We start from the raw sequence: 24,319 nt of genomic DNA, 5'->3' as shown, positions 1-24,319 counted from the left end.
TGCGCGAGGTAAAATCGTCGGCCGCGGTTACGGCGTTTCCGCCGCGAGGCTGACGATCTTCTCCTTCTGCAACCTCGCCACCAGCCCGGCGACCTCGCTGCGCGGCAGCGCGCGGTTGCCGAACTGCAGGCGAAACAGTCCGCCCTTGGCGCCGTCGACGATCGAGGCGTTATAGCCGTCGAGCAACGCGCTGATGTCAGCGACCCTTGCATCCGGCGTGAAGCGGACCAGCAACCGCGTCGGCGCCGCGGGCGCCGCCGCGGCGCCGAGGTCGCGGGTGAGCGGGGCATTCGGCGCGGCGGTCCTTGGCGCAGCAGGACTGGGGGCGCGCTCGGAGGTGTCGTACGACGCAGTCTCGAACGAGGCCGGCTGGCTCTGCATCAGCACCGCACCGATCACGCCGGCCTGCACCAGCAGCGCGAGCGCGCCGACGGTCGCCGACCAGGCCAGCGTCCGCGGCGACAATTTCGCGAAGAATTGCGAGATCCCGGCCGACATCCGCGCCGACATCGACGGCTTGCGCTCGGGCTCGGCATCGATCGCCGCAAACAACTTCTGCATGGCGCGCGCCGACGGCGCACCGAGGCTCTCATTGAGCCGGATGGTCTCGGCATATTCCTCGCGGATAACAGCATATTGCCGGGCGAGATTCGGATCGCGCGCCAGCGCGTCCTCGACGCGGCGTGCGTCGCGGGCATTCAGCGTGCCGGCCGCGTGCCAGGGCAACAGCGTCTCGATATCGCCAGGCTCTTGTTCCAGCACCTTATTGCTCGCAGCCATCATGGCCAACCTCGTTCGATGCCGGCTGCCTTCAGCAACTCGGCAAGTTTCTTGCGCGCATAGAACAGGCGCGTCTTCACGGTGTTCTCCGGAATACCGACGATCTCTGCGACGTCTTCCACGGATTTCTCGTGATAGTAGACAAGATCGACAATCTCCCGATGTTCCGCGGACAGTCCCGACAGGCACTTGCGCAACGCGTCACCGGTGTCCTTCTTCTGCACCACCGTTTCCGGATCGTCGGACGTGTCCTCGATCGCGTTCGCGGCCTCATCGTCCAGTTCGGCGTCCTTCCGGCGCCGAAGCGCGGACAACGCCTTGAACCGGGTAATCGCCAGAAGCCAGGTTGAAACGGCGGAGCGTCCCTCGAACTTGCCCGCCTGACGCCACACGTCGATAAAGACCTCGCTGACGAGATCCTCGGCAACCTGTTCGTCCCGCACGAGCCGAAGCCCGAAACGGTACACCCTGACATGGTGCCGCCCATAGAGCACCTGCATGGCGAGCCGGTCGCCTTGAGCGATCCGAGCGATCAGAGCATCGTCTGAAGGCGCCTGTGTCGCGCTCAATGGCCGTCTCGTAAAATTGGTCTAAGGGGGGTAGGGCGTGGTTCGACGCGCGGGCCAAGATTCTTCACATTACGGCAATGTCGTGATCGCATGTGTGATCTAGGCCACAGACTCCGATCCGACAGCAAAAAAATCGCTGAACGCGAAAAACATCCAGCCATCGGTATCATAGCACCAGGCACGCTCGCAACCCGCACTTTCCGGCGCGACCATATCAAGGCTTTGCCCGCGCGCCAGCGCGACTTGCGTGAACCGGTGCGGGCAAGCCGGCGGAACTCGCTGCCCGATCGGAACGGATTCCCCTTACGAAACAAGGGTGATGACCGGGTTTCGACAGAGCAGATTCGGTTCCGAAAGATACCAAACCTAAAGGCTTTCCCCCGTAGATTTCGCCCCGATTTCAGCAACGGTGAGACCATGGGCAGCGCTGCGTCGTCATTTCTCGGCCCGATCGCGGGCGCCCTGGAAGGCGACCGGCCGCGCTTGACAGCAGAGCGGCTGGCGCGGCGCGCCAGGCAACGCCGTCAGATCCAGTCGATGATCGGCGCCTGCTTCGTTCTCGATGCCGTTGTGCTGCTGATCTACGCCCATGCCGGCACCACGTCGGTCCTGGTCGCAACCGGCTATGCCCTGACCGGCCTGACGCTGGTCGCGGTCTACGTGCTGCTCTCCGAACTCGGCGTCCACGAGCGCTTCCGCGATCACTATCTGGTCGCGCCGCAATCGGCGATCAACATGGTGAACCTGTTGGCGTTCACCTACATCGCGCCTGAAGTCGGCGTGCTGTTCCTGTGCAACCTGTTCGTGGTGTTCGGCTTCGGCGCGCTGCGCACATCGACGCGGCAGACCGCGATCGTCTGGACCGTCATGGTCATCGGCCTCGCCGCGCTGTTCCTGGGCACCGACAAGCCGATCGGAATGCCGACCGGCACCAGGCTGGATCGCCTGGCAACCATGCTGGTGTTCGCGCTGACCATCGGACGCTGCATGTGCCTCGGCATCTTCTCGAGCTCGATGCAGCAATCTCTGTACCAGAGCGGGCTGAAGCTCAAGGAGGCCTACCGGCGCATCGAGCAGCTCGCCGAGATCGACGAGCTGACCGGCGCCTTCAACCGCCGCAGCATCATGCGCGTGCTGGAGGAGGAGATCGCGCGCAGCGCCCGCAGCGGCAGCACCACGGCGGTCGCGCTGATCGATCTCGACCATTTCAAGCGGATCAACGACGTCCACGGCCATCCGATCGGCGACGAGGCGCTACGCACCTTCGCCATCAGCATGTTCGCCAATATCCGCAGCATCGATCGCTTCGGCCGGTACGGCGGCGAGGAATTTTTGCTGGTGCTGCCCGATCTGTCCCAGGATCAGGCCATGCGCGCGGTCGAGCGGCTGCGCGGGATCATCGCCGATCTCGACTGGTCGGCGTTTTCACCGGGCATGAAGGTGACGATCTCCGCCGGCGTCACGACGCTGAAGCCGCGTGAAAATTCCGACACATTGCTCGCCCGCGCCGACGGCGCGCTTTACGCGGCCAAAGCCGGGGGGCGCAACCGCATCGCAGGTGCCTGATCGTTCCATTGTTCGCTTCCGGCGTCGGAGAAACCGGCGCCATCGCTCCAGGACAGAGTCATGAGTTCGAAGTCTGCGACCGCCCCAGAAAGCCTGCTCGATGAGCTGCAGACGACGCTCGCCCACGGCACCGTTGCGCGTCGCGTCGAGACGCTGCGCCGCGTCACCGATCTCTTCATCAACGGTTCGGTGAACTATTCCGACCAGCAGATCGGGCTGTTCGATGACGTTTTCCAATGCCTGCTCGAGCACATCGAGAGCTCCGCCAAGGCGCTGCTCGCGAGCCGCCTCGCCCCGATCGACACCGCTCCGCCGCGGACCGTCCGCACCCTCGCCTTCGACGATCTGATCGAGGTTGCCGGCCCCGTGCTGGCGCAGTCGATGCGGCTCGACGACGACATCCTGATCGAGACCGCGCGCAGCAAGAGCCAGGCGCATCTGCTCGCGATCTCGAACCGGGCGACGCTGAGCGGCGCCGTCACCGACGTGCTGGTGCTGCGCGGCAATGACGAGGTGATCCAGAGCACGGTCAACAATCCCGGCGCCGAGTTCACCGAACGCGGCTTCACCCGCCTGGTCAGTCGCGCCGAGGGCGACGACAATCTGTCGACCTGCGTCGGGCTGCGTCCGACCATCCCGCGGCATCTCTATCTCAAGCTGGTCGCAAAGGCCTCCGACGCCGTCAGGCAGCGGCTCGAGGCCGCCAATCCGCAGCAGGCCAAGGAAATCCCGACCGCGGTCAGGGAAGCAACGCGGCGCGCGCGCTCGGCACCGAGCGCGGTCAGCCGCGACACCACGATCGCGCATGCTCTGGTCAAATCCCTCTACCAGGACGGCCGGCTCGACGAATTCCAGCTCGCTTCGTTCGCCGAGGCCGGCAAGTTTGACGAAACCAATGCCTCGCTCGCCGCGCTCGCCAACGTCCCGGTCAGCGTCGCCGAGAACATGATGATGGAAACCCGTGCCGAAGGCGTGATGATCCTTGCCAAGGTGTCGGCCCTGTCATGGTCAACAGTGCGCGCGATCATCAACCTGCGCGACGACCTCTCGGGCGCCGAGCCGACCGACCTGCAGGCCTGCAAGGACACCTATGAGCGGCTGCGGCCCTCGACGGCGCAGCAGGTCCTGCGCTTCCACCGCATGCAGCAGTCCGCGCCCGCTGCGTGATCTTGCCGTAGACCCGTTGCCGGGATGGAGCGCAGCGCAATCCGGGAAATGTTTATCCGCGGATAGCGAGCCCGGATTTCGCTTCATCCGCGCGACAAACGACACGGATCAATATCGCAGCGCCCGCTTGCCCATCAGCGCGCCGACGCTGGCGACGATCGCCGTCGCCAGCGTGTACCAGGTCGCCACGAACAGCGGCGAGTCATCGGTGCAGTGCGAGGCGTAGACGGTCGCGGCGAGGCCCGCCGACAGCAAGCCGGCCACTGCGCCGGCGACCGCGGGTCGCGCCGGTGCGCCCTGCCGCAAGCCGTACAGCGCGCCCACCAGTAGCGGCAGCGACATCGCGGGGATCGCGGTCATGCAGGCCATCGAGTTCTTGCCGACCAGCCGCGTCATCATCGGCGCCCGCTGCGGCATCATCATCTCGCCGCTGATGGCGGCAACGAGGATGCCGGCCGGCACCAGCAGCCACCAGCCGAAACCACGCAGCGAGGCTTCCGGCCGCGACAGATGCAGGCTCACCGCGATCGCCGCGACCGCGAGCGCCAGCGTGACCGCGAACTTCAGGTCGAAGAACGGATTGCGCATCGCGGTCATCACGTCGGACCGTACGCCGAGTTCGGCGAAGAAGATCAGCAGCGAGACCGGCGCCGCCGCCAGCAGCGCCAGCATCAGCGCGAGGCCGATCGGGCGTGTGCGGTAGGTGTTGTCGGCCGCCAGGGTGCGAATGAGTTGATCGGTGTCCATGCTCATCGGTCCCGTAGTTTCGCCGTAAGGCTCGCCAGTCCACGATGCAGCGCAACCCGCACCGCGCCCTCGCTCATCGAGAATTTCGCCGCGGTATCCTTGATCGAGCTGCTGTCGACCGCGATCGACTGCAGCACGTCGCGTTGCCGCGCCGGCAAGGTCTGCAGCTGGGCGGCCACCTCGCTCGCCGATGCGGTCGGCTCGGGCGTTTCGCCCGGCAGGGTCTCGGCGAAATCATCGATGTTGACGAAAATGCGCTTGCCGCGGCGGCGCAGCGTGTCGATCAGCTTGTTGCGCGCGATCGCGAACAGCCAGGGTGCGAACGGCGCGCTGCTGTCCCAGGTTTGTCGCTTCAAATGTACCGCCAGCAAGATGTCCTGCACGATGTCCTCGGACTGATCGACCGGTTGGCCGGCTCGCGCCAAACCCCGGCGCGCCGCGGCGCGGAGCACCGGCGTGATGGCCTTGAGCAGGCGATGATAGGCAGCGTCATCGCCAGAAATGGCCGACCGCATCAGGCCGGTCCATTCATCCTCACGTTCACGCACGCATGCTCCTGAGTTGCAATTCGGCCGATCTTTCAATTCGTTACGCGGCAGGCCCTGATATCACGAACTCGTGATATCAGTTTTCAGCCCGACCGCATCGAACGACTGGCCCAAGAATCGCTCCAGCGGGTTTCCAGTTGCTTCGGCTCATATCACCGATCGGACCGGCACGCATCGGCGCTGCCGCTGCCCCTCAGACCCGCGAAATCGGATTGCCCAGCTTTCGCCCGCTGTGGCCCGAAGATTCCCATTTTTTGCCCCGGTGTGGACACGCAGCAGGGTCTCATTCGCTCCCCGTGGGCGGGCTTAATGGGGAGTTAATCCGATGAAAATCAAAGCCAGCGGAGGCTTGGCCTTGATCGCCGCGACGGGGCTTTTCGTGTGTTTCACAGGTCCGCTGCCGGCGCATGCGGCCGGCTCGGACACGTCTGCGTCGACCTCCGACAGCGCGACGGCCGGCAAGTCCGTCCGACAGGATTCGCGGCATGGCAAGCGTACCGCGCAGCGCCAATCGTCGAAGTCCGCTGATAAATCCGAGGGCAAGAAGGCCACCGGCACCGCCAGTGCGCCGTCGGCAGCTATTCCAGCCACGGTCGCCAACGCCAATGCCGAGCTGACCCCCGGGGTCGACAATGCGACCGCGATGCCCGTGACTGGTAACGCCATGCTGGCTGCGGCCGACAAGCCCGCCGAGGCGCAGCCGGCCGCCGACAATAGCGTGGTCGCCTCCGACCAGCTCAACGACGTCGACCGCGCCCTGCAGCAGGAGCAGCCGCCGGAACCGCAGCAACCGGCCCAGCCGCCGCAGATGGTCCAGCAGGAGGCGCCGCCGCCCGCGCAGCCGCAGACCGTTGCCGTGGCGCCGGCCAAACCGGCGCAGGCTGTCGCAAGCGGTGAAAGCGCGAGCTGGGACGAGACCTCGCTGATCGGCAAGATCTTCATCGGTTTCGGCGCCCTGCTCACCGTGGCGTCCGCCGCACGCATGTTCATGGCCTAGCTGGGCCTTCCGTCAGGCTGCGGCGCCTTCCGGCGCCCCAGCGCGGCCTCGAAGGCCGCGTCCAAGCGTCTCCTTTCAGGCACTTGAAGCGCAATCCGCCAGCAGGCACATTGCCCGGCAAATCAGGCACGGGGTTGCGTCCATGGCTACGTTCGAATTCATCATCGTCGAGAGCAAGGGACCGGTCGGCATCATCACGCTGAACCGGCCGAAAATGCTGAATGCGCTGTCGTTCGGCGTGTTCCGCGAGATCGCCGCGGCGGTCGACGATCTCGAGGCCGATGACGGGATCGGCTGCATCCTGATCACCGGCAGCGAAAAGGCCTTTGCGGCCGGCGCCGACATCAAGGAGATGCAGCCGAAGGGCTTCATCGACATGTTCAACAGCGACTTCACCGCGATCGGCGGCGACCGCGTCGCCCGCTGCCGCAAGCCGACCATCGCCGCGGTCGCCGGCTACGCGCTCGGCGGCGGCTGCGAGCTCGCGATGATGTGCGACATCATCATCGCCGCCGACACCGCCAAGTTCGGCCAGCCCGAGATCACGCTCGGCACCATCCCCGGCATCGGCGGCACGCAGCGGCTGACCCGCGCGATCGGCAAGTCGAAGGCGATGGATCTCTGCCTCACCGGGCGGATGATGGACGCCACCGAAGCCGAGCGCTCGGGCCTGGTGTCGCGGATCGTTCCCGCCGACAAGCTGCTGGAAGAAGCGCTCGCTGCCGCGGAGAAGATCGCCTCGATGTCGCGGCCGGCGGCAGCGATGGCCAAGGAAGCCATCAACCGCGCGTTCGAGACGCCGCTCGCCGAAGGCATGAATGTCGAGCGCAATCTGTTCCACTCGACCTTCGCGCTCGAGGATCGCTCCGAGGGCATGGCGGCGTTCATCGAGAAGCGCAAGCCGGTCAACAAGAACCGCTAGCCTCCCTGGGTTCGCTGCAGGGCTGCGTTGACCAGCGCCCGATAGGCGCGCTCGGAAAAATGCGTCGGCTTGTCGAGGCCGAGCCGCGCCAGGCATTCCCGGTTCGCAGCATCAGGCGGATGCCGCATGCCTTGCCAGAGCAGGCCAGCGAGTTGCAGCGGCGTGCGCTGCGCCTGCTGCAATAATTGCAAGGCCGGGATCAGCCGCTGCTCGACGTCGGTGAAATCGCTGCCGAACGGGAATGACGGCAGCAGGCCCGCCTCGCGCGCGGGCTTCAAAGCATCGCGGATGCGCTCGGGAAAGTTTTCGCGATAGGCCGCGGGAATCTCGTAACCGCGCGGCAGCTTGCCGGCCTCCTTGGCCTGCCGCATCAGCTCGTTCTGGAAGCGGGAGTCCGACACCTGCAGCATCGCCGCAACGATATCGGCGTCGGACCTTCCGCGCACATCGGCAACGCCATACTCGGTGACGAACATATCGCGCAGATGCCGCGGAATGGTCGTGTGGCCATAGGACCAGCGGATGTTCGACTGTTGCCCCTTGCCGGACGGTCGCGTGGCCTCCAGCGCCAGCACCGAGCGCGCGCCTTCGAGCGCGAAGGCCTGCGCCACGAAATTGTATTGGCCGCCGACGCCGCTCACCACCTGGCCGTCATCCAGGCCATCAGAGATCGCAGCACCCAACAACGTCGCCATCATCGCGGTGTTGACGAAGCGCGCATCGACCCGGGCGCGGCGCTTGTTCTCCTCGTCGCCGAAGATCTCGTTGGTGAAGGACACCGGCATCATCTGGATCCGCGCCAGCTGCTCCGGCGCCATCTCGCGCAGCGTGCGGTAGAACGATCGCGGCCCGAGGAAGAAGGCGCCGTGCAGGATGACGCCGTCGACCTCGCGCTTGAGGATGCCGGCATCGATCAGCGCGAGGAACGCCTCGAACAGCATTTCGCTGACGCCGTAGAGGCCCTTTTCGAATGGGCCGGTTTCAGCCTTGGCCAGCTGTGCGTCCCCCCGCGAGAGCCGTTTCATGATGCCGTGGAACGCCGCATTGTCGCGATGACGCACCACGAGCCCCTGCGCCAGGGCGTCGCCGACCTGGCCGATGCCGATCTGCAGCGAGCCGCCGTCGCGGATCAGGCCGGCGGCGTGCAGCCCGATCGCATATTTGGTGTCGCTGATCGGTTCCGACGGTGGCGCGAACAACGGGAAGTCGGTGTCGGGACTGTCGAGCACCGCGGCGAATTCATCAGCCGGCAGATCGCCGGGCCCCGGCATGAATGGCAGCTCGGAATTGACCTGTGCGAATAATTTGAACGAAGCGCGGCCTTCCGCGCGAGCACGCAAGGCATCAAGCGTGGTGTCGGTGTTGCAGCTCAGACTGTAGCGCGTCTCGCCATCGACTATGCGCTTGGCGACCAGCTGGGTAACGACATTCATCCCGTGCGACAACAGATACGACGCCGCATGGGTATAGTTTGCCGAGATGTAATGCTGCTGCGCGAACGGCTGGTGCAGCCACCGCCCCGCGAGAAAGAAGAATTCGATCACCTTAACGTTGGGCGGCAGGGCGCCGGCATGCAGCGCATCCGCATAGGCAAGATCCGGATAGCCGCCGAACAGCCGGTCGATCACCGGGCCGATGAAGCGCTGCTCGATCAGGTTTTTCGGCTTCGGCTTCTCCAGCGTCAGCGCGGACAGCAGCGTCAGATTGATCGCGCGGTCGGCCTTGGCCCGCGCATACAATGCGTTGACGATGTGGTTAGCCTTGCCGAGGCCGAGCGGCAGCCCGACCACCAGATTGGTTCCGACGTCACGGATGATGTGTTCCGCGACCGCCTCGGGATCAGAATAAATCTTCGGCATCTGCGCTCAATCCGGGCAGCCGGTGGATAACTCTCGCCGCTGAATCGGCGGCAGGCGGGTCGAGCTTATACTTCATATGGCAATCGGCTTCCGCTGTGACGAACCGGCAACAGACAAGAACGGAAATGATGTGCAGATGTCGCGCGGCGGTTTGTCAGTGGCGGCATGGCCCCGTAAACAGGTAGACGTGTCGAGGGCGTCGGCGGGGGCGGACTGCCGGAGTTTGGTTTGCGGGATCACATGGTTGAGCGTACCGCCAGAGTTGGTCGGGTCAGGATGCGCGCGCTTTTGTCGGGCATCTGCCTTGGTGCCCTGACGTGGGCGCTGCTGGCGAGCCCCGGCGCGCGCGCCGAGAGCCTGCCGGAGGCGCTGGTCAAGGCGTACCAGAGCAACCCGGCGCTCAACGCCGAACGGGCGCGCCAGCGCGCCACCGACGAGAACGTGCCGCAAGCGCTGGCCGGCTACCGCCCGCAGATCATCGCCGGCCTGTCGGTCGGCCTGCAGGCGGTCCGCGACCAGTTGCCCGGCAATGTCATCCAGAGCGCGACACTGAAGCCCTGGCAGATCGGGCTCACGGTGACGCAGACCCTGTTCAACGGTTTCAAGACCGCCAACAGCGTGCGCGTCGCCGAGTTGCAGGTGCAGTCCGGCCGCGAGGCGCTGCGCAATGTCGGCCAGGGCGTGCTGCTCGATGCCGTCACCGCCTATACCAACGTGCTGGCCAACCAGACGCTGGTCGAGGCGCAACGCGCCAACGTCGCGTTCCTGAAGGAGACCCAGGCGATCACCGAGCGGCGTCTCAATGCCGGCGACGTGACGCCGACCGATACCGCCCAGGCCGAAGCCCGGCTCAACCGTGGCCGGGCCGATCTCAACGCCGCCGAGGTCAATCTCGCGATCAGCCAGGCCACCTATGCGCAGGTGGTCGGCAATTCGCCGTCGCAGCTGCGCGCGGCCGAGACCGTCGACCGGCTGCTGCCGCGCAGCCGCGAAGATGCGATCGCGCTCGCGCTGCGCGAGCATCCCGCGGTGCAGGCGGCAAGTTACGACGTCGATGTCGCCTCGACCACGATCCGCGTCGCCGAAGGCAGTCTGCTGCCAAACGTCTCGGTGCAGGGCAGCGTGAGCCGCAGCCGCGACACCGACACCACGCTCGGCAGCTTCGGGACCGATCAGGCCTCGGTGATCGGCCAGGTCACGCAACCGATCTATGACGGCGGCACCGCGGCGTCGCAGACCCGGCAGGCCAAGGAGGTCGCGGCGCAGAGCCGGCTCGTGCTCGACCAGGTCCGCAACCAGGCCAAGACCGCCGTGGTCAGCGCGTGGGTCGCCAATGAGGGCGCCAAGATCGCGGTCTCGGCGTCCGAATCCGAGGTGAAGGCGGCCGAGATCGCGCTCGCCGGCGTGCAGAAGGAAGCCGCCGGCGGCCAGCGCACCACGGTCGACGTGCTCAACGCGCAGCAGGATCTGATCTCGGCGCGGGCGCGGCTGATCGGCGCGCAGCGCGACCGCGTGATCGCCTCCTACACGCTGCTCAGCGCCAGCGGGCGGCTCGACGTCAAGACGCTGAACCTGAAGACGCCGGATTACCTGCCCGAGGTGCACTACCATCAGGTGCGCGACGCCTGGCACGGCTTGCGCACACCGTCGGGACAATAGCCCTCGCGGAACCACGCGCTCCGCGAGCAACGGCCCCTTCCCGCCCGCGCCATCCGCCGATAACCTCCCTGCCCGCCGGCGGGCCATAATGCCGGCGCGCGGACATCGCGCATAACAGACGAGCACGCAGGGAGACGTCCAATGCTGACGCGACGCAGTATGATGCTGGCTTCCATCGCGGCGGGAGTGAGCATGAACAGCAGCAACGCATTTTCCAAGGCAGCGCAACCATCGACACCGGTCAATTTCGACGTGCCTGCCGGTGCGTGCGACTGCCACACCCACATCCATGGCGATCCCGAGAAATTCCCGTTCTTCGCTGGCCGGGTCTATACGCCGGAGCTGGCCTCGCCGGAGGAGATGAGCGCCCTGCACAAGGCGCTGCATATCGAGCGCGTGGTGATCGTGACGCCGAGCGTCTACGGGCCCGACAATTCCTCGACGTTGTTCGGTATGACGGCGCGCGGGCCGACCGCGCGCGGGGTCGCCGTGATCGACGACAAGACCAGCGAGAGCGACCTCGATGCGATGCACAAAGCTGGCTTCCGCGGCATCCGCCTCAATCTCGCGACCGGCGGCGTCAATGATCCCAATGTCGGCCGGCAGCGCTTCTCCGCCGCCGTCGAGCGGATGAAAGCGCGCGGCTGGCATGTGCAGCTGTTCACCAGCCTCGCGATGATCACCGCGATCAAGGAACTGGTCGCCGCTTCGCCGGTCCCTGTCGTGTTCGACCATTTCGGCGGCGCCGTGGCGGCGCTCGGTGTCGAACAACCCGGATTTCCCGACCTGCTCGAGCTGGTCAAGTCCGGCAAGGCCTATGTCAAGATCTCCGGCGCGTACCGTGCCTCCAAGCTCGCGCCCGACTATCCGGACGCCGCGCCGCTGGCGAAGGCGCTGATCGCAGCCAATGCCGAGCGGATCGTCTGGGGTACCGACTGGCCGCATCCGGATTCTGTGACGCCGGCGGGCAAGAAGATCAGCGATGTGACGCCGCTGTTCCAGATCGACGACGGCCGCCTCCTCAATCAGCTCCCGGTGTGGGCGCCGGATGCCGCGGTCCGCAAGAGCATCCTGGTCGACAATCCGGCACGGCTTTACGGCTTCGCGTAATCGCCTCTTGCTGGCGCATGATCTCATCGGAAAGCCGCTGCGCACTTTTCCGGATCATGCGCTAGCGTTGCTTCGGCCGGCGCGAGAAATAGGAGATCAGCACCGGCAGCGTGATCAGGATCACCAGCGGCGCCAACAGCATGCCGGTGACGACGACGATCGCGAGCGGCTTCTGCACCTGGGAGCCGATGCCCTCCGACACCGCCGCCGGCAACAGGCCGACGCCGGCGACCACGCACGTCATCAGCACCGGACGCAGCTGCAGCTCGCCGGTGCGGATCACCGCGCGCATGCGGTCGTAGCCCTCGTCGATCAACTGGTTGAACTGCGACAGGATGATGATGCCGTCCATCACGGCGATGCCGAACAGCGCGATGAAGCCGATCGCCGCCGACACGCTGAACGGAATGCCGGAGATCAAGAGCCCAAGCACGCCGCCGAAGATCGCCATCGGAATCACGCTCATCGCCAGCATGGTGTCGACCATCGAGCCGAAATTGAAGAACAAGAGCACCGCGATCAGCGCGAGACTGATCGGCACCACGATCGACAGCCGCTTGATCGCATCCTGCAGATTGCCGAACTCGCCGACCCATTCGACATGCGAGCCGGGCGGCAGTTGCACCTGCTCGGCGATCTTCTGCTGTGCCTCCTGGATCGCGCTGCCGAGGTCGCGCTCGCGCACCGAGAACTTGATCGGCAGATAGCGCTCCTGCTGCTCGCGGTAGATATAGGCCGCACCCGAGATCAGGTTGATCGAGGCCACCTCGCTGAGCGGGATCTGGGTGATGCCGCCATTGGGATTGGCGACCCCGATCCGCAGGTTCTGGATCGCTTCCGCGCTCTTGCGATATTCCGGCGCAAGCCGGACGATGATCGGGAAGTGCCGGTCGCTGCCGGGTTCATAGAGATCGCCGGCGGTGTCGCCGCCGACCGCGACCTTGATCGTGGCGTTGATGTCGCCGGGCGATAGGCCGTAGCGCGCGGCGCGCGCCCGATCGACGTCGATCTGGATGGTCGGCTGCCCGAGCGAAGTGAACACCGCAAGGTCGGTGACGCCCTGCACCGTGGCCAGCACCGACTTGATCTTGTTGGCGGTGTCGGTCAGTGCCTGCAGATCGCTGCCGTACAGCTTGATCGAGTTCTCGCCCTTCACGCCCGATACCGCTTCGGAGACGTTGTCCTGCAGATACTGCGAGAAATTGAATTCGACGCCGGGGAACTTCTCCTGCAGCTGCGCCAGCAATTGCGCGGTGAGCTCGTCCTTGTCGTGGGTATTGGGCCAGTCGCTGGCCGGCTTCAGCGGTGCGAAGAACTCGGCGTTGAACAGGCCGGCCGCGTCGGTGCCGTCGTCGGGGCGGCCGTGCTGCGAGACGACGGACACCACCTCGGGACGGCTGCGGATCATCCGCCGCATCTCGTTCACATAGGCATTGCCTTCCTGCAACGAGATCGTCGGCGGCAGCGTGGCGCGGATCCACAGATTGCCCTCTTCGAGCTTGGGCAGGAATTCGAGGCCGAGGAACCGCGCGAGGATGATGGTCGTGACCACCAGCGCGGCGGCGCCGCCCATCACGACCTTGCGGTTGACGATCGCCCAGTTCAGCACCGGCAAATAGATCGCATCGAGCTTCTTGACGATCCAGGTCTCGGTCTCGTGGATATGCGCCGGCAGGATGATCGCGCTCAGCGCCGGCGTGACGGTGAACGTCGCCAGCAGGCCGCCGGCCAGCGCATAGGCATAGGTGCGCGCCATCGGGCCGAAAATGTTGCCCTCGACGCCGCTCAGCGTGAACAGCGGCAGGAACGCGGCGATGATGATCGCAGCGGCGAAGAAGATCGAGCGCGAGACGTCGGCGGCCGCCGACAGGATCGCGTGGCTCTTCATCCCCATCACCGTGTCCTCGGAGATGTGGCTGCGCTCCTCCTCCGACAATGCGGTGGTCTGCGACAGCCGGCGGAAGATCGCCTCGACCATGATGACGGTGGCGTCGACGATCAAGCCGAAGTCGATCGCGCCGACCGACAGCAGATTGGCGGATTCGCCGCGCAGCACCAGGATGATCACGGCGAAGAACAGTGCGAACGGGATCGTCGCGCCGACGATCAGCGCGCTGCGCAGGTCGCCGAGGAAGATCCACTGCAGCAGCACGATCAGGAGGATGCCGACCACCATATTGTGCAGCACGGTGTGCGTGGTGAGCTCGATCAGGTCCTTGCGGTCGTAGATGCGCTCGATCTTCACGCCCGGCGGCAGGATCGAGGAATTGTTGATCTGGTTGACCAGTTGCTCGACGCGGGCGATGGTCGGCGAGCTCTGCTCGCCGCGGCGCATCAGCACGATGCCCTGGACGATGTCGTCGTCATTGTCGAGACCGGCGATGCCGAGCCGCGGCTTCTCGCCGATCGTGACATGGGCGATGTCGCGGACCAGCACGGGATTGCCGCCGGACTGCGAGACCATGGTGTTGTTGAGGTCGTCGATCGAGCGGATCAGGCCGACGCCGCGCACCACCGCCGATTGCGAGCCGATATTCACCGTGTTGCCGCCGACATTGATGTTAGCGTTGGAGACCGCCTGCAGCACCTGCGGCAGGGTCAGGCCGTTGGCGACCAGCTTATTGAAGTCGACCTGGATCTCGTAGGTCTTGGTCTTGCCGCCCCAGCCGGTGACGTCGATCACGCCGGGCACCGCACGGAAGCGGCGCTGCAGCACCCAGTCCTGCAGCGTCTTGAGGTCGAGCACGCTGTAGTTCGGCGGGCCCTTGAGGCGGTAGCGGAAGATCTCGCCGATCGGGCTGAGCGGCGAGATGCCGGGCTGCACATTGCCCGGCAGCGGCGTGAGCTGCGCCAGGCGGTTGAGCACCTGCTGCAGCGCCTCGTCATAGGTGTAGTCGAAGGAGAACTGCAGCTTGACGTCGGAGAGACCGTACAGCGAGATGGTGCGGATGGTCCGCAGGTTCTTCAGGCCCGCGACCTGGGTCTCGATCGGGATCGTGATGTAGCGCTCGATCTCCTCGGCCGACAGGCCCGGGCTCTGCGTCACGATGTCGACCATCGGCGGGGTCGGATCGGGATAGGCCTCGATGTTGAGCTGCTTGAAGGCGAGCACGCCGCCGATCAGCACGGCAACGAACATGGCCACCATCAAGTAGCGGCGATTGACGGCAAGGGCGACGAGACGATCCATTCAGATCGAGACTTTCAACTCTGAGGGACTTTTTGATTGAGCATGATCGTTCCGGAAAACCGGCTCGCACTTCCGGATCATGCTCTCACGTGCCGGAGGCGGCACGGTCGATGAAGAGGCTTCCCTTGGTCACGATCTGCTCGCCGGGCTTCAGATTGCCGGCGACCTCGACGAGATCGCCATTGGTGAGGCCGGGCTTGATCTGGCGCAGCTCGATGGTCTTGTCCTCGGCGCGGGCGACCCAGAGGCGAACCTGGTCGCCCTCGTAGATCAGCGCCTGCTTGGGCACGCCGACCGCGGGGTGATCGCCCTTGGAGAACAGCGTCACGTTGGCGAACATCTCAGGCTTCAGGCGGTTGTCGACGTTGTCGATGGTGGCGCGGACCAGGAGGCGGCGCGAGGTCGGATCGATCGCGGCGGCGACATAGTTGACCCGGGCGTTCAGCACCCGACCCGGCAGCGCCATCACGCTGAAGGTGACGTCCTGCCCGACCGCGACGCTGTCGGCATCGGATTCGCGGACATAGGCGATCAGCCACACGGTGGAGAGATCGCCGATCACATAGACCGGATCGCTGGCGCCGGTCGCGACATACTGGCCGGGACCAGCCTTGCGCTGCACCACGGTGCCGCCGATCGGCGCGAACACCGTCGTCTCCGGATTGAGACGGCCCTTCTGCTGCAACGTGGTGATGGCGTCGTCGGCGAAGCCGAGGATGCGCAGCTTGTTCTGCGCCGCCTCGAGCTGCGTCTGCGCCGAGCGCGCGTCGTTCTGCGCCTGCACCAGCGCCGCCTGCGCCTGCTGATAATCCTTCAGCGGGATCGCCTTGCCCTCGGACAGATCCTTGGCGCGCTTCTCCTGGATCTGCGCGAGGTCGAGCGCCGACTGCGCCTTGTTGAGGCCGGTCATCGCCGCGATGTAGTCGTTCTGCGCCTGCACCGTGTCGGCCGCCTCGATCACGAACAGCGGCTGGCCCTTCACCACGGCATCGCCCGGGCGCACCAAGAGGCGGGTGACGCGGCCGGTATAGGGCGAGTACACCGGCGTGGAGCGGTCCTCGTCGATTCCGATCTTGCCCTCGGTCACGAGCTCGGAGCGGAAGGTGTGCTCCTTGACGGTCTGGAAGGTCAGGCTGGCCCACTCGGCCGGCGTCGGCGTGTAGCGCGACATGCCCTTGCGCGACTGGCTGGAGACTTCTGAAGGTGTCTGCTTTTCCGTGCTGTAACGCGCGTAGCCATAGGCGCTCACGCCGGCGACCGCCAGCACGACCACAGCGGCCCCGAGGCGCTTGCGGCTAAAGCTCTGCATTCCCTTGGTAAGCTCTTTCAGCATGCGGTCCGGGGCTCGATCGTTTTCAGCTTCCGGCGGGACGGCGCCAGCGGTGCGCTAATAGTGCCGAATTGGCGTGGCAAACAAGATAAAAATCGCAGTTCGGCATCTTCTCTCGTTAAAGTTCGCATAGCCTGAACGGCGGCTGAATGCATCATCCGGGAAACTGCGGGGGATGCGTACCGAGCGGCATGGCCGGACGGGTCCAACGGGCCGGGGTCTTCGACAGCACGGCAGCATGCTTGACCGAGCTCAATGTGCCAAAACCTGATGCGAGGGCTTCAATATAGGGCGCCACCGCATCGGGCTTGAGATCTTCGGTCGAGAGGCCCTGGGCAATGCGGCCGAGATTCCACAGCCAGCGCCCGGTTTGCGCGAGCGAGACCCGAACGTGCCAGCTGCCGCCCTCACGGGCCTGCCGTGCCTTGGCCATCATGGCGCCGAACGCCATGAAATAGCCGGTGGCGTGGTCGAGCATCTGGGCCGGCAATTCCTTCGGCCCATCGACACCCGCCGCCTGCCCTTCGGCATGGTTGAAGCCGGTCGTGGTCTGCACCAAAGAGTCGAAGCCGCGGCGTTCCGCCCATGGTCCGGCATGGCCGTAGGCCGAGAGTGTCACATAGACGATGCCAGGGTTAATGCGCGCCGCCTCCTCCGCCGAGAAGCCGAGCCGTGCGATCGCCTGCGGGCGATAACCCTGCGAGAGGATGTCGGCTTCCCCGATCAGGCGCCGCATCGTGCGCCGGCCTTCCTCGGTTGTCAGCTTGGTGTAAGCCGAGAGCTTGCCGCGGCCGGTGTCGATGGTCAGCCAGGGGATCGACGGCAGGTCTGGGCTCGAGATCAGCAGCACGTCGGCGCCATGCGCGGCGAGCGTGCGGCCGGCGACCGGGCCGGCGATCACGCGCGACAGGTCGAGCACGCGGATGCCGGCCAGCGGCCGCGTCCCCGCCGGCCACGGCTTCGGCGCGGCCTCGCCGATCTTCTCGATCGAGATCAGCGGCAGCTTCGCCAGTTCTTGCGCATGCGGCGTCGCCGACCATTCGTCATGTGAGCGCATGAAGGCGACTACGCCGCCGGCCGCATAGGCCGCGATCTCGAACGCCTCACCGTCCCAGTGCAAGAGCGCAGACTGGACGTCGTCGCGCTCGGCATTGCAGTTTAGGACCTTGCAGACGGCGTCGCGGTGATGCGGGAAATTGGTGTGGAGACGCACGAAGCCGTCGCGGACACGGTAGACACCGGCGACCTTGTCCCAGGCCGGCGGCGGTGGCTTGTCATCGACACGCAGATAACGCTCGCTGCGGCATTCGACAACGGCGTGGCGCATGTCGACCGCGACTTCCTGCGTCTCGCCGCTGCGCGCCCTCCAGATCTCGGCTGCCGCAAGGCCGGCGGCGGCGATGCTCGCCTGCGCCGCCGCAGCGACGCGAAACGATGACGGCAGTTGCGGCTCGCTCCCGGTCAGCCTGACCGCATCGAGTGCGGACGGTGCGCCGCCGACGTCGGTCCAGATACCGGCAAGGATGGCTCTGATATCCTGCATGCGCGTTTCCCTTTGCGGTTGTTTGATGGCCGAGCATGATGACAAAAAGGGCGAAGCTTTGTTTCTCGTCATGTCCCGCTGTGCCCGACCCGAACAGGAGTTGCAATGGCTGCCATCGATCCCCTCACCGCCGGCGCGGTCTTCCTCGCGACCGCGGGCACCGACGCCGTCTATGTCATGTTCACGTCAGCCGTCGTCGCCCGCAAGCGCGTGCCGGCGGCGACCTGGAGCAGCATCTGGTATCTGCTGTCGTCCTATGCGGTGATCAGCTACACCGAGAACTGGGTCTACGTCGCCTTTGCAGCGATCGGCTCCTGGGTCGGCGCCTACGCATCGCTCACCTTCCTGCACCGCCCGCCCGGCGGACCGCCGGTGGGGGCGTCGGTGGAGTAGCGCGTCCTTCGAGACGCGTGCAAGAGCGCGCTCCTCCGGCGACAAAGACGAAGCCTTTGCGCGGGGATGACGGTGATGGTGTGATTGAAATGTCAAACAGCTAGCTCGGTGTCATCGCTCGGCCTGTGCGCAATGCGCACAGGTGTACAGGCCGGGCGATGGCAGTGGTGGGTGGGGACGCAGCTTCGCGTTCTCGCGACATGTCTTGTCCGAGTTTTGCATTTCGTTTCGCCGCTCTAAGAGCAGAGGGCGCAGGGAAAGCCGGGTGCCGATCGCACCCATGGGCCCCGAGCAATGGGTAGAAAGCTCGGGGGTAGGACCACAGGTGTAACCGGAAACAACCCGGCTTTCCCTGCGCGATGGGTTACGGCTTATACGTGCTTACCCCGGCGAGACTGGGCTTTATTGTCACCGCCCTCGCAAGACGCAATTGCATCGAGCGAGAGGACACCTGCCACCAGGGCGTCCGGCCTGCACGACTTCGCCGTCCGCCTCGCGTGCTGTCGTCACTGGCACGCGCGGCGTCCACCGCATCTCACCGCAACACCGTGACGATGCGCAGCGCCCCTCGATCGGGTGAGACGGAGACATTGAACATCTGAGTTGGGGTGCGCGTCAAGAGGAAATTCGGAAAATACGAACATCCGCGTCATTCCGGGCGCGCCACTTGGCGCGAGCCCCGGAATGACGGGTTCAATGGAAATCTCGCGACGGCGGCAGGATGCGGACGTTGCGGGGGTGGCGGATTTTTTGTGGGGAGTTGTCGCCGTGGTCGCGGCGGTCGTCATTGAGCGGCTCGACCAGCGCCGGGCCCGCCGGCACCGGGTGCTTGCGCGAGAGGGATTCGTTGGCGAGGCCGATCAGGTCGTGGGAGCGGTCGATCATGCGCTGCGCCACCAGATGCGTGACGCCTTCCGGGCTGCTTTGAATATAGCCCTCGACTAGGATCAGGCGCGCGCCCATCACCTCCTTGCGGTACTGCTCCATCACCTTCGGCCATACCACGATATTGGCGATGCCGGTCTCGTCCTCCAAGGTCATGAACACGACACCCTTGGCACTGCCCGGCCGCTGCCGCACCAGCACCACGCCGGCGCAGCGGACGCGGCGGCGGTCGTTGCTCTGGTTGATGGTATGGCAGGCAACGACGCGTTCTTTTGTGAACATCTCGCGCAAGAACTCCATCGGATGGCCCTTCAGCGACAGGCGGATGGTCTGATAGTCGGCGACCACCTGCTCGGAGCGCGGCATCTCCGGCAGCTTCTGTGCGCCCTCGTCCGGCTGCTCGCGCGCGGTCGCCGCCTCGAACAGCGGCAGCGGCACGTCGTCGGGCAGCCGCCGCACCGCCCACAGCGCCTCGCGGCGGTCGAGGCCGAGCGAGCGGAACGCATCGGCATCGGCGAGCAGGATCAGCGCGCGTTTCGGCAAGCGGGTATCGCGGGCGAAGTCTTCCAGCGAGGTGAAGGGTTTTCGGTTGCGCGCGGCGACGATGCGGTCGGCCCAGTCGAGTTCAACTTCGTTTAAGGGCCCACGGGAGGTAGGCGGGTTCCCTCCCCCCTTGCGGGGGAGGGTTAGGGAGAGGGGTAAACCGCACGGGCGGTGGTCGTGGCTCACCCCTCTCTCCAACTCTCCCCCGCAAGGGGGGAGAGAGCCCATCCGTTCGTGCGTCCCTGACTGCTGCATATTTTCGCTGCACGCGCCGCGGAACGACTGTTGAACTTCTTTCAGCCGCTCCTCATCCTCATCGAGCCAGTGGAAACCGTCGATCTGACGAAAACCAAGCCGCACCGCGCAGTACTTTCCGTCCCGCTCCTCCAGCGTGTTCTGCGCGAAGCTGTACGACACATCCACCTCGCGCACGGTGACGCCGTTCTTGCGGGCATCGCCGACGATCTGCGCCGGGGCGTAAAAGCCCATCGGTTGCGAGTTGAGCAGGCCGCAGCAGAAGGCGTCGGGATGGTGATATTTCAACCATGACGAAACATAGACGAGTTGAGCAAAGCTTGCGGCATGGCTCTCCGGGAAACCGTAGCTGCCAAAGCCCTTGATTTGCTCAAAACAATTTTTGGCAAAAACCGGATCATAGCCACGCCGGATCATGTTTCCGATCAGCTTTTCCTCGAAATTACCAATGGTGCCGACATGGCGGAATGTCGCCATCGCACGCCGTAGCCCATTGGCTTCTTCGGAAGTGAAACCTGCAGCCTCGATTGCAATTCGCATGGCCTGCTCCTGGAACAGGGGCACACCAAGGGTCTTATACAGGACGTTGCGTAATTCGTTCTTGTCGCCGCCCCTTGGGTAAGGGTATTCGATATCTTCCGGATTCATTTTACGACGTTTCAGATATGGGTGAACCATGTCGCCCTGGATCGGCCCCGGGCGGACGATCGCAACCTCGATAACGAGATCGTAAAATGTTCTCGGCTTCAGACGCGGCAACATATTCATCTGGGCACGGCTCTCGACCTGAAACACGCCGAGCGACTCGCCCTTCTGAAGCATTTGAAAAACCTCGTCATCGTCGATGGCTTTGATATCCGCCAGTTCGTAGCGCTTGCCCTTGTGCTGATCGATCAGATCAAAACATTTGCGGATGCAGGTCAGCATGCCCAGCGCCAGCACGTCGACCTTCATCATGTTGAGCGCGTCGACGTCGTCCTTGTCCCATTCGATGAAGGTGCGGTCGTCCATCGCGGCGTTGCCTATCGGCACATAGGTGTCGAGCCGGTCCTGGGTCAGCACATAGCCGCCGACATGCTGCGAGAGGTGGCGGGGAAACTCGATCAGCTCGGTGGCGAGCTCGACCGCGAGGTTGATCATCGCGTTTTTCGGATCGAGCCCGGCCTGCCGCACCTGCATCTCGTTGAGGCCCTTGCCCCAACTGCCCCAGACGGTGTCGGCGAGCGCGGCGGTGACGTCCTCGGTCAGGCCGAGCGCCTTGCCGACGTCGCGGATCGCGCTGCGCGGGCGATAATGGATGACGGTGGCGATAACAGCGGCGCGGTGGCGGCCGTAGCGGCGGTAGACATATTGCATCACCTCCTCGCGCCTGACGTGCTCGAAATCGACATCGATGTCGGGCGGCTCCAGCCGTTCCTTGGAGATGAAGCGCTCGAACAGCAGATCGACCTTGGTCGGATCGACCGAGGTGATGCCGAGCACGTAGCAGACGGCAGAATTCGCCGCCGAGCCCCGGCCCTGGCACAGGATGCCCTGATTGCGGGCGTAACGAACGATGTCGTGCACGGTGAGGAAGTAATGCGCGTATTTCAGCTCGGCGATCAGCGCGAGCTCCTTGTTCAGCGTGGCGTGCAGTTTTTTGTCGATATTGGCCACACCGCCGAAATATTTGTCGACGCCGGCCCAGGTCAGATCTTCCAGATGCTGCTGCGCGGTCTTGCCCGGCGGCACCGGCTCGTCGGGATACTGGTATTTGAGCTGGTCGAGCGAGAACGAGATGCGCGCGGCGAAGCGCATGGTCTCGGCGATGGCCTCGGGCCAATCGCGGAACAGGCGCACCATCTCATAGGCGGGTTTGAGATGCCGCTCGGCATTGGCCTCAAGCTTGCGGCCGACCACCTCGATCGTGGTCTTTTCGCGGATGCAGGTCAGCACGTCCTGCAACGGGCGGCGCGCGGGATGATGGTAGAGCACCTCGTTGGTGGCGATCAGCGGCACATCGGCCTCGGCGGCGATCGCATGCAGCCGCGCCAGGCGGCGCTTGTCGTCGCCGCGATAGAGCAGGCTGGCGGCGAGCCAGACGCCGTCGGCGGCGCTTGCCTTCAATCGCGCGAGCAGGTCGAGTGCCCTTGCCTGGTCGAAGCGATGCGGCAGCGCCAGCACCAGCAACTGGCCTTCGGCGTAGTCGAGCAGATCGGACAGAGAGAGGCGGCAGTCGCCCTTCTCGATCCGCACCGATTTTTGTTTTGACGCGTTTTCTTCACGCGAACCGGTACCCACTTCGCTCGAAAACGCTTCATCGTCGCCGCGCTTGCCGCGGGTCAAAAGCTGGCACAGCCGGCCATAGGCGGCGCGATCGCGGGGATAGACGAGAATATCGGGCGTGCCGTCGATGAAGACGATGCGGGCACCGATCAGAAGCTTTGGGGGGTGCACCACCTTGTCGTTGTCGAGTTCCTTCCAGGCCCGCACCACGCCAGCCAGCGTGTTGTGATCGGCAAGGCCGATCACGGGGATCTTCAATTCGCTCGCCTGATGCACATAGGCACGCGGATCGGAGCCGCCGCGCAGGAAGGAGAAGTTGCTGGTGATGCCGATCTCGGCGTAGTCAGGCGGCGCTTTCATGCGAACAGTCCGTGCACATACCATTTGGCCGGAACCGGCTTGCCCTCCTCGTCGGTCAGCTCGCTGTCATAGAGGCCGTCGCGAAAGATCCAGAAGCGCTGGCCCTCGGCGTCCTCGACGCGGAAGTAATCGCGCGTCAGCGATGCGCCGTCCTGCTTCCACCATTCCATCGCGATGCGTTCGGGGCCTTCGACCCTGACCACCGCATGCAGCGCGCGCCGCCAGGTGAATTGATGCGGCGGACCGTCAGGCACGGTCGCGAACGGCACTGTTATGGGCTCCGGCCGCTCGAACAGCCTGAGCGGCCGCAGCGGCGGCTCGCCCGCGACGCGTTCCGGCCAGGCCGCGGCGCTGGCGGCGGCGAGATGATGCTGCGCCGGCAGCGCGAGCGCGGAGCGTTCGGGGATGTGGCTCTGCAGGGGCAGATGCACGACGACGCGTTTTCCCCCGATGCGGGCGGCGATGCGGTCGATCAGCGCGGAGAGCTGGTCATTGTCGTGCACGTGGGCGTCGAGGTCGCGCTGCTGCTGCACCACGAGTTCGGTACGCCCTGCGGTCAGACGAATGAGATCGAAGCCGAAACCGGGATCGAGCGGATCGTTCAAGCTGTCGAGCCGTTCGCGGAACAGGCGGTCGATCAGCTCGGGCTGCGTCACCGGACGGCCGGTCTCGACCATGATGCTGCGCACTGCGCCGTCGGTGCGGAAGAAGCTCGCTATCAGCTGGCGGGCACCCTTGCCCTGCTTGTCCATCGCGGCGACCAGCATTTTGGCGAGGCTTTGCAGCGTCAGCGCGATCACGGTGTCGGTGGCGATGGGTTCGGGAAAGCGCTTCTCGACGATGTAATCCGGCAGCGGCTTGCGCGGGCTGATCGGGGCATCGCCCCGCCCGAGCGCGTGGCCGAGCAGCGTCGTGAAGGCGGCGCCGAACCGCGCCGAGATCTCGTGCGACGCGCGCGATGCGACATCGCCGATGGTCTTCAAGCCGGCGCGGCGCAGGCCGGTGATGATGGCAGGATCGGCGCCGAGGGCGGACACTGGCAGCGGGCTTGTGGCCTGCGCCTCCTCGCCATCGGCGACGATCGTGCCCGAGGCGCAGCGCGTCAGCGCCCGCGCCGAGATCGAGGTGCCTGATATCGCGGCGCTGACGGCAAAGCCGCGCCGGCTCAAGCCGCCGGTGACGAGCTGCAGCAGCGCGCGCTCGCCGCCGAACAGATGCGCGCAGCCGGTGATGTCGAGGAACAGGCCGTAGGGCGGATCCAGCGCCACCAGCGGCGTGAAGCGGTCGCACCAGTCGGCGATGTCGTTCAAGGTTGCCGCGTCGGCGGCGGGATCGGCGTCGTAGACGGTGAGCTCCGGGCAGATCGCCCGCGCATTGGCGAGCGGCAGTCCGACCGACAGGCCGGCGTGGATCGCGGCCTCGTCGATGGAATGCAGCAGGATGGCGTTGTGGTCCTTGGCGACGACGACGCTGGGGATGTGTTGCGGTGCTGCCTGCTTCGAAAAACGAGGTTCTTTCTTCGCCTCCCCCGCTTGCGGGGGAGGCCGGATCGCATCGCAAGATGCGATCCGGGTGGGGGTTCTCTCCTCAGCGGGACTCGTGGCAAGACCCCCACCCGGATCGCATCTTGC

General features: G+C 65.4%; 17 protein-coding genes. 7 read left to right on the top strand and 10 right to left on the bottom strand.

Annotated elements, in window-relative coordinates; genetic code table 11:
* Positions 1-27: 27 nt before the first annotated feature.
* A complete protein-coding gene (locus J6500_RS26285) occupies positions 28-783 on the bottom strand; it encodes a hypothetical protein (protein WP_225715600.1) in 756 nt (251 codons plus the stop codon).
* Entirely contained in the window at positions 780-1,349 is a 570-nt protein-coding gene (locus J6500_RS26280) for a sigma-70 family RNA polymerase sigma factor (protein ID WP_225715599.1), read from the bottom strand. The genes J6500_RS26285 and J6500_RS26280 overlap by 4 nt, the downstream gene beginning before the upstream one ends.
* A 417-nt stretch (positions 1,350-1,766) precedes the next feature.
* Here J6500_RS26280 and J6500_RS26275 point away from each other — a divergent pair, with 417 nt between their 5' ends.
* Together J6500_RS26275 and J6500_RS26270 are read left to right on the top strand one after the other, a co-directional pair.
* Complete coding sequence (locus J6500_RS26275) at positions 1,767-2,915, top strand: GGDEF domain-containing protein (RefSeq protein WP_225715598.1); 1,149 nt, start codon at positions 1,767-1,769, stop codon at positions 2,913-2,915.
* A gap of 60 nt (positions 2,916-2,975) precedes the next feature.
* Positions 2,976-4,082 (top strand): DUF2336 domain-containing protein, encoded by a 1,107-nt coding sequence (locus tag J6500_RS26270; protein WP_225715597.1) that lies wholly within the window; start codon positions 2,976-2,978, stop codon positions 4,080-4,082.
* Positions 4,083-4,190: 108 nt separating this feature from the next.
* Here the strand turns inward: J6500_RS26270 and J6500_RS26265 are convergent, their stop codons facing one another.
* Positions 4,191-4,829, bottom strand: coding sequence for an NrsF family protein (locus tag J6500_RS26265; RefSeq protein ID WP_225715596.1), 639 nt, complete (start codon positions 4,827-4,829; stop codon positions 4,191-4,193).
* Between the two features lie 2 nt (positions 4,830-4,831).
* On the bottom strand, positions 4,832-5,377 hold the full coding sequence (locus tag J6500_RS26260; protein WP_225715595.1) for a sigma-70 family RNA polymerase sigma factor: 546 nt from the start codon (positions 5,375-5,377) through the stop codon (positions 4,832-4,834).
* 325 nt (positions 5,378-5,702) lie between these two features.
* Between J6500_RS26260 and J6500_RS26255 the strand changes: the two genes are divergently transcribed.
* Together J6500_RS26255 and J6500_RS26250 are read left to right on the top strand one after the other, a co-directional pair.
* Positions 5,703-6,374: a hypothetical protein gene (locus J6500_RS26255; protein WP_225715594.1), complete on the top strand. Its 672-nt coding sequence runs from the start codon at positions 5,703-5,705 to the stop codon at positions 6,372-6,374.
* A 142-nt stretch (positions 6,375-6,516) separates the two neighbouring features.
* Positions 6,517-7,296 carry an enoyl-CoA hydratase gene (locus J6500_RS26250; RefSeq protein WP_225715593.1) on the top strand — a complete coding sequence of 260 codons (780 nt, stop codon included), beginning with the start codon at positions 6,517-6,519 and terminating at the stop codon, positions 7,294-7,296.
* Here J6500_RS26250 and J6500_RS26245 read toward each other — a convergent pair.
* The gene (locus J6500_RS26245; protein WP_225715592.1) at positions 7,293-9,155 is read right to left on the bottom strand and encodes an acetyl-CoA hydrolase/transferase C-terminal domain-containing protein; all 1,863 of its coding nucleotides are present in this window, start codon (positions 9,153-9,155) and stop codon (positions 7,293-7,295) included. The two genes, J6500_RS26250 and J6500_RS26245, sit on opposite strands and share 4 nt — an antisense overlap.
* Positions 9,156-9,431: 276 nt before the next feature.
* Between J6500_RS26245 and J6500_RS26240 the strand changes: the two genes are divergently transcribed.
* Both J6500_RS26240 and J6500_RS26235 read left to right on the top strand, forming a co-directional pair.
* On the top strand, positions 9,432-10,814 hold the full coding sequence (locus J6500_RS26240) for a TolC family outer membrane protein (RefSeq protein ID WP_376707861.1): 1,383 nt from the start codon (positions 9,432-9,434) through the stop codon (positions 10,812-10,814).
* 141 nt (positions 10,815-10,955) lie between these two features.
* Positions 10,956-11,924 (top strand): amidohydrolase family protein, encoded by a 969-nt coding sequence (locus J6500_RS26235; protein ID WP_225715590.1) that lies wholly within the window; start codon positions 10,956-10,958, stop codon positions 11,922-11,924.
* A gap of 61 nt (positions 11,925-11,985) precedes the next feature.
* Here J6500_RS26235 and J6500_RS26230 read toward each other — a convergent pair whose 3' ends face one another.
* The 3 genes from J6500_RS26230 to J6500_RS26220 all read right to left on the bottom strand — a co-directional run bounded on the left by J6500_RS26230 (position 11,986) and on the right by J6500_RS26220 (position 17,987).
* A complete protein-coding gene (locus J6500_RS26230; protein WP_225715589.1) occupies positions 11,986-15,114 on the bottom strand; it encodes an efflux RND transporter permease subunit in 3,129 nt (1,042 codons plus the stop codon).
* Positions 15,115-15,199: 85 nt separating this feature from the next.
* Entirely contained in the window at positions 15,200-16,447 is a 1,248-nt protein-coding gene (locus J6500_RS26225; RefSeq protein WP_225715588.1) for an efflux RND transporter periplasmic adaptor subunit, read from the bottom strand.
* A gap of 151 nt (positions 16,448-16,598) precedes the next feature.
* Entirely contained in the window at positions 16,599-17,987 is a 1,389-nt protein-coding gene (locus tag J6500_RS26220; protein WP_225715587.1) for a CoA transferase, read from the bottom strand.
* Between the two features lie 105 nt (positions 17,988-18,092).
* On the opposite strand from J6500_RS26220, the gene J6500_RS26215 reads away from it, so the two are divergent.
* Positions 18,093-18,380, top strand: coding sequence for a hypothetical protein (locus J6500_RS26215; protein WP_211986392.1), 288 nt, complete (start codon positions 18,093-18,095; stop codon positions 18,378-18,380).
* A 693-nt stretch (positions 18,381-19,073) separates the two neighbouring features.
* On the opposite strand, the gene J6500_RS26210 is transcribed toward J6500_RS26215, so the two are convergent.
* Entirely contained in the window at positions 19,074-22,688 is a 3,615-nt protein-coding gene (locus tag J6500_RS26210; RefSeq protein ID WP_225715586.1) for an error-prone DNA polymerase, read from the bottom strand.
* The gene (locus J6500_RS26205) at positions 22,685-24,166 is read right to left on the bottom strand and encodes a Y-family DNA polymerase (protein ID WP_225715632.1); all 1,482 of its coding nucleotides are present in this window, start codon (positions 24,164-24,166) and stop codon (positions 22,685-22,687) included. The genes J6500_RS26210 and J6500_RS26205 overlap by 4 nt, the downstream gene beginning before the upstream one ends.
* Positions 24,167-24,319: the final 153 nt, after the last annotated feature.

Origin of the sequence: Bradyrhizobium semiaridum (genome assembly GCF_020329505.1) — a bacterium.
Lineage (GTDB): Bacteria > Pseudomonadota > Alphaproteobacteria > Rhizobiales > Xanthobacteraceae > Bradyrhizobium > Bradyrhizobium semiaridum.
The sequence above is the reverse complement of the archived record's forward strand: the minus strand, read 5'-3'. Positions and strand labels throughout refer to the sequence as shown.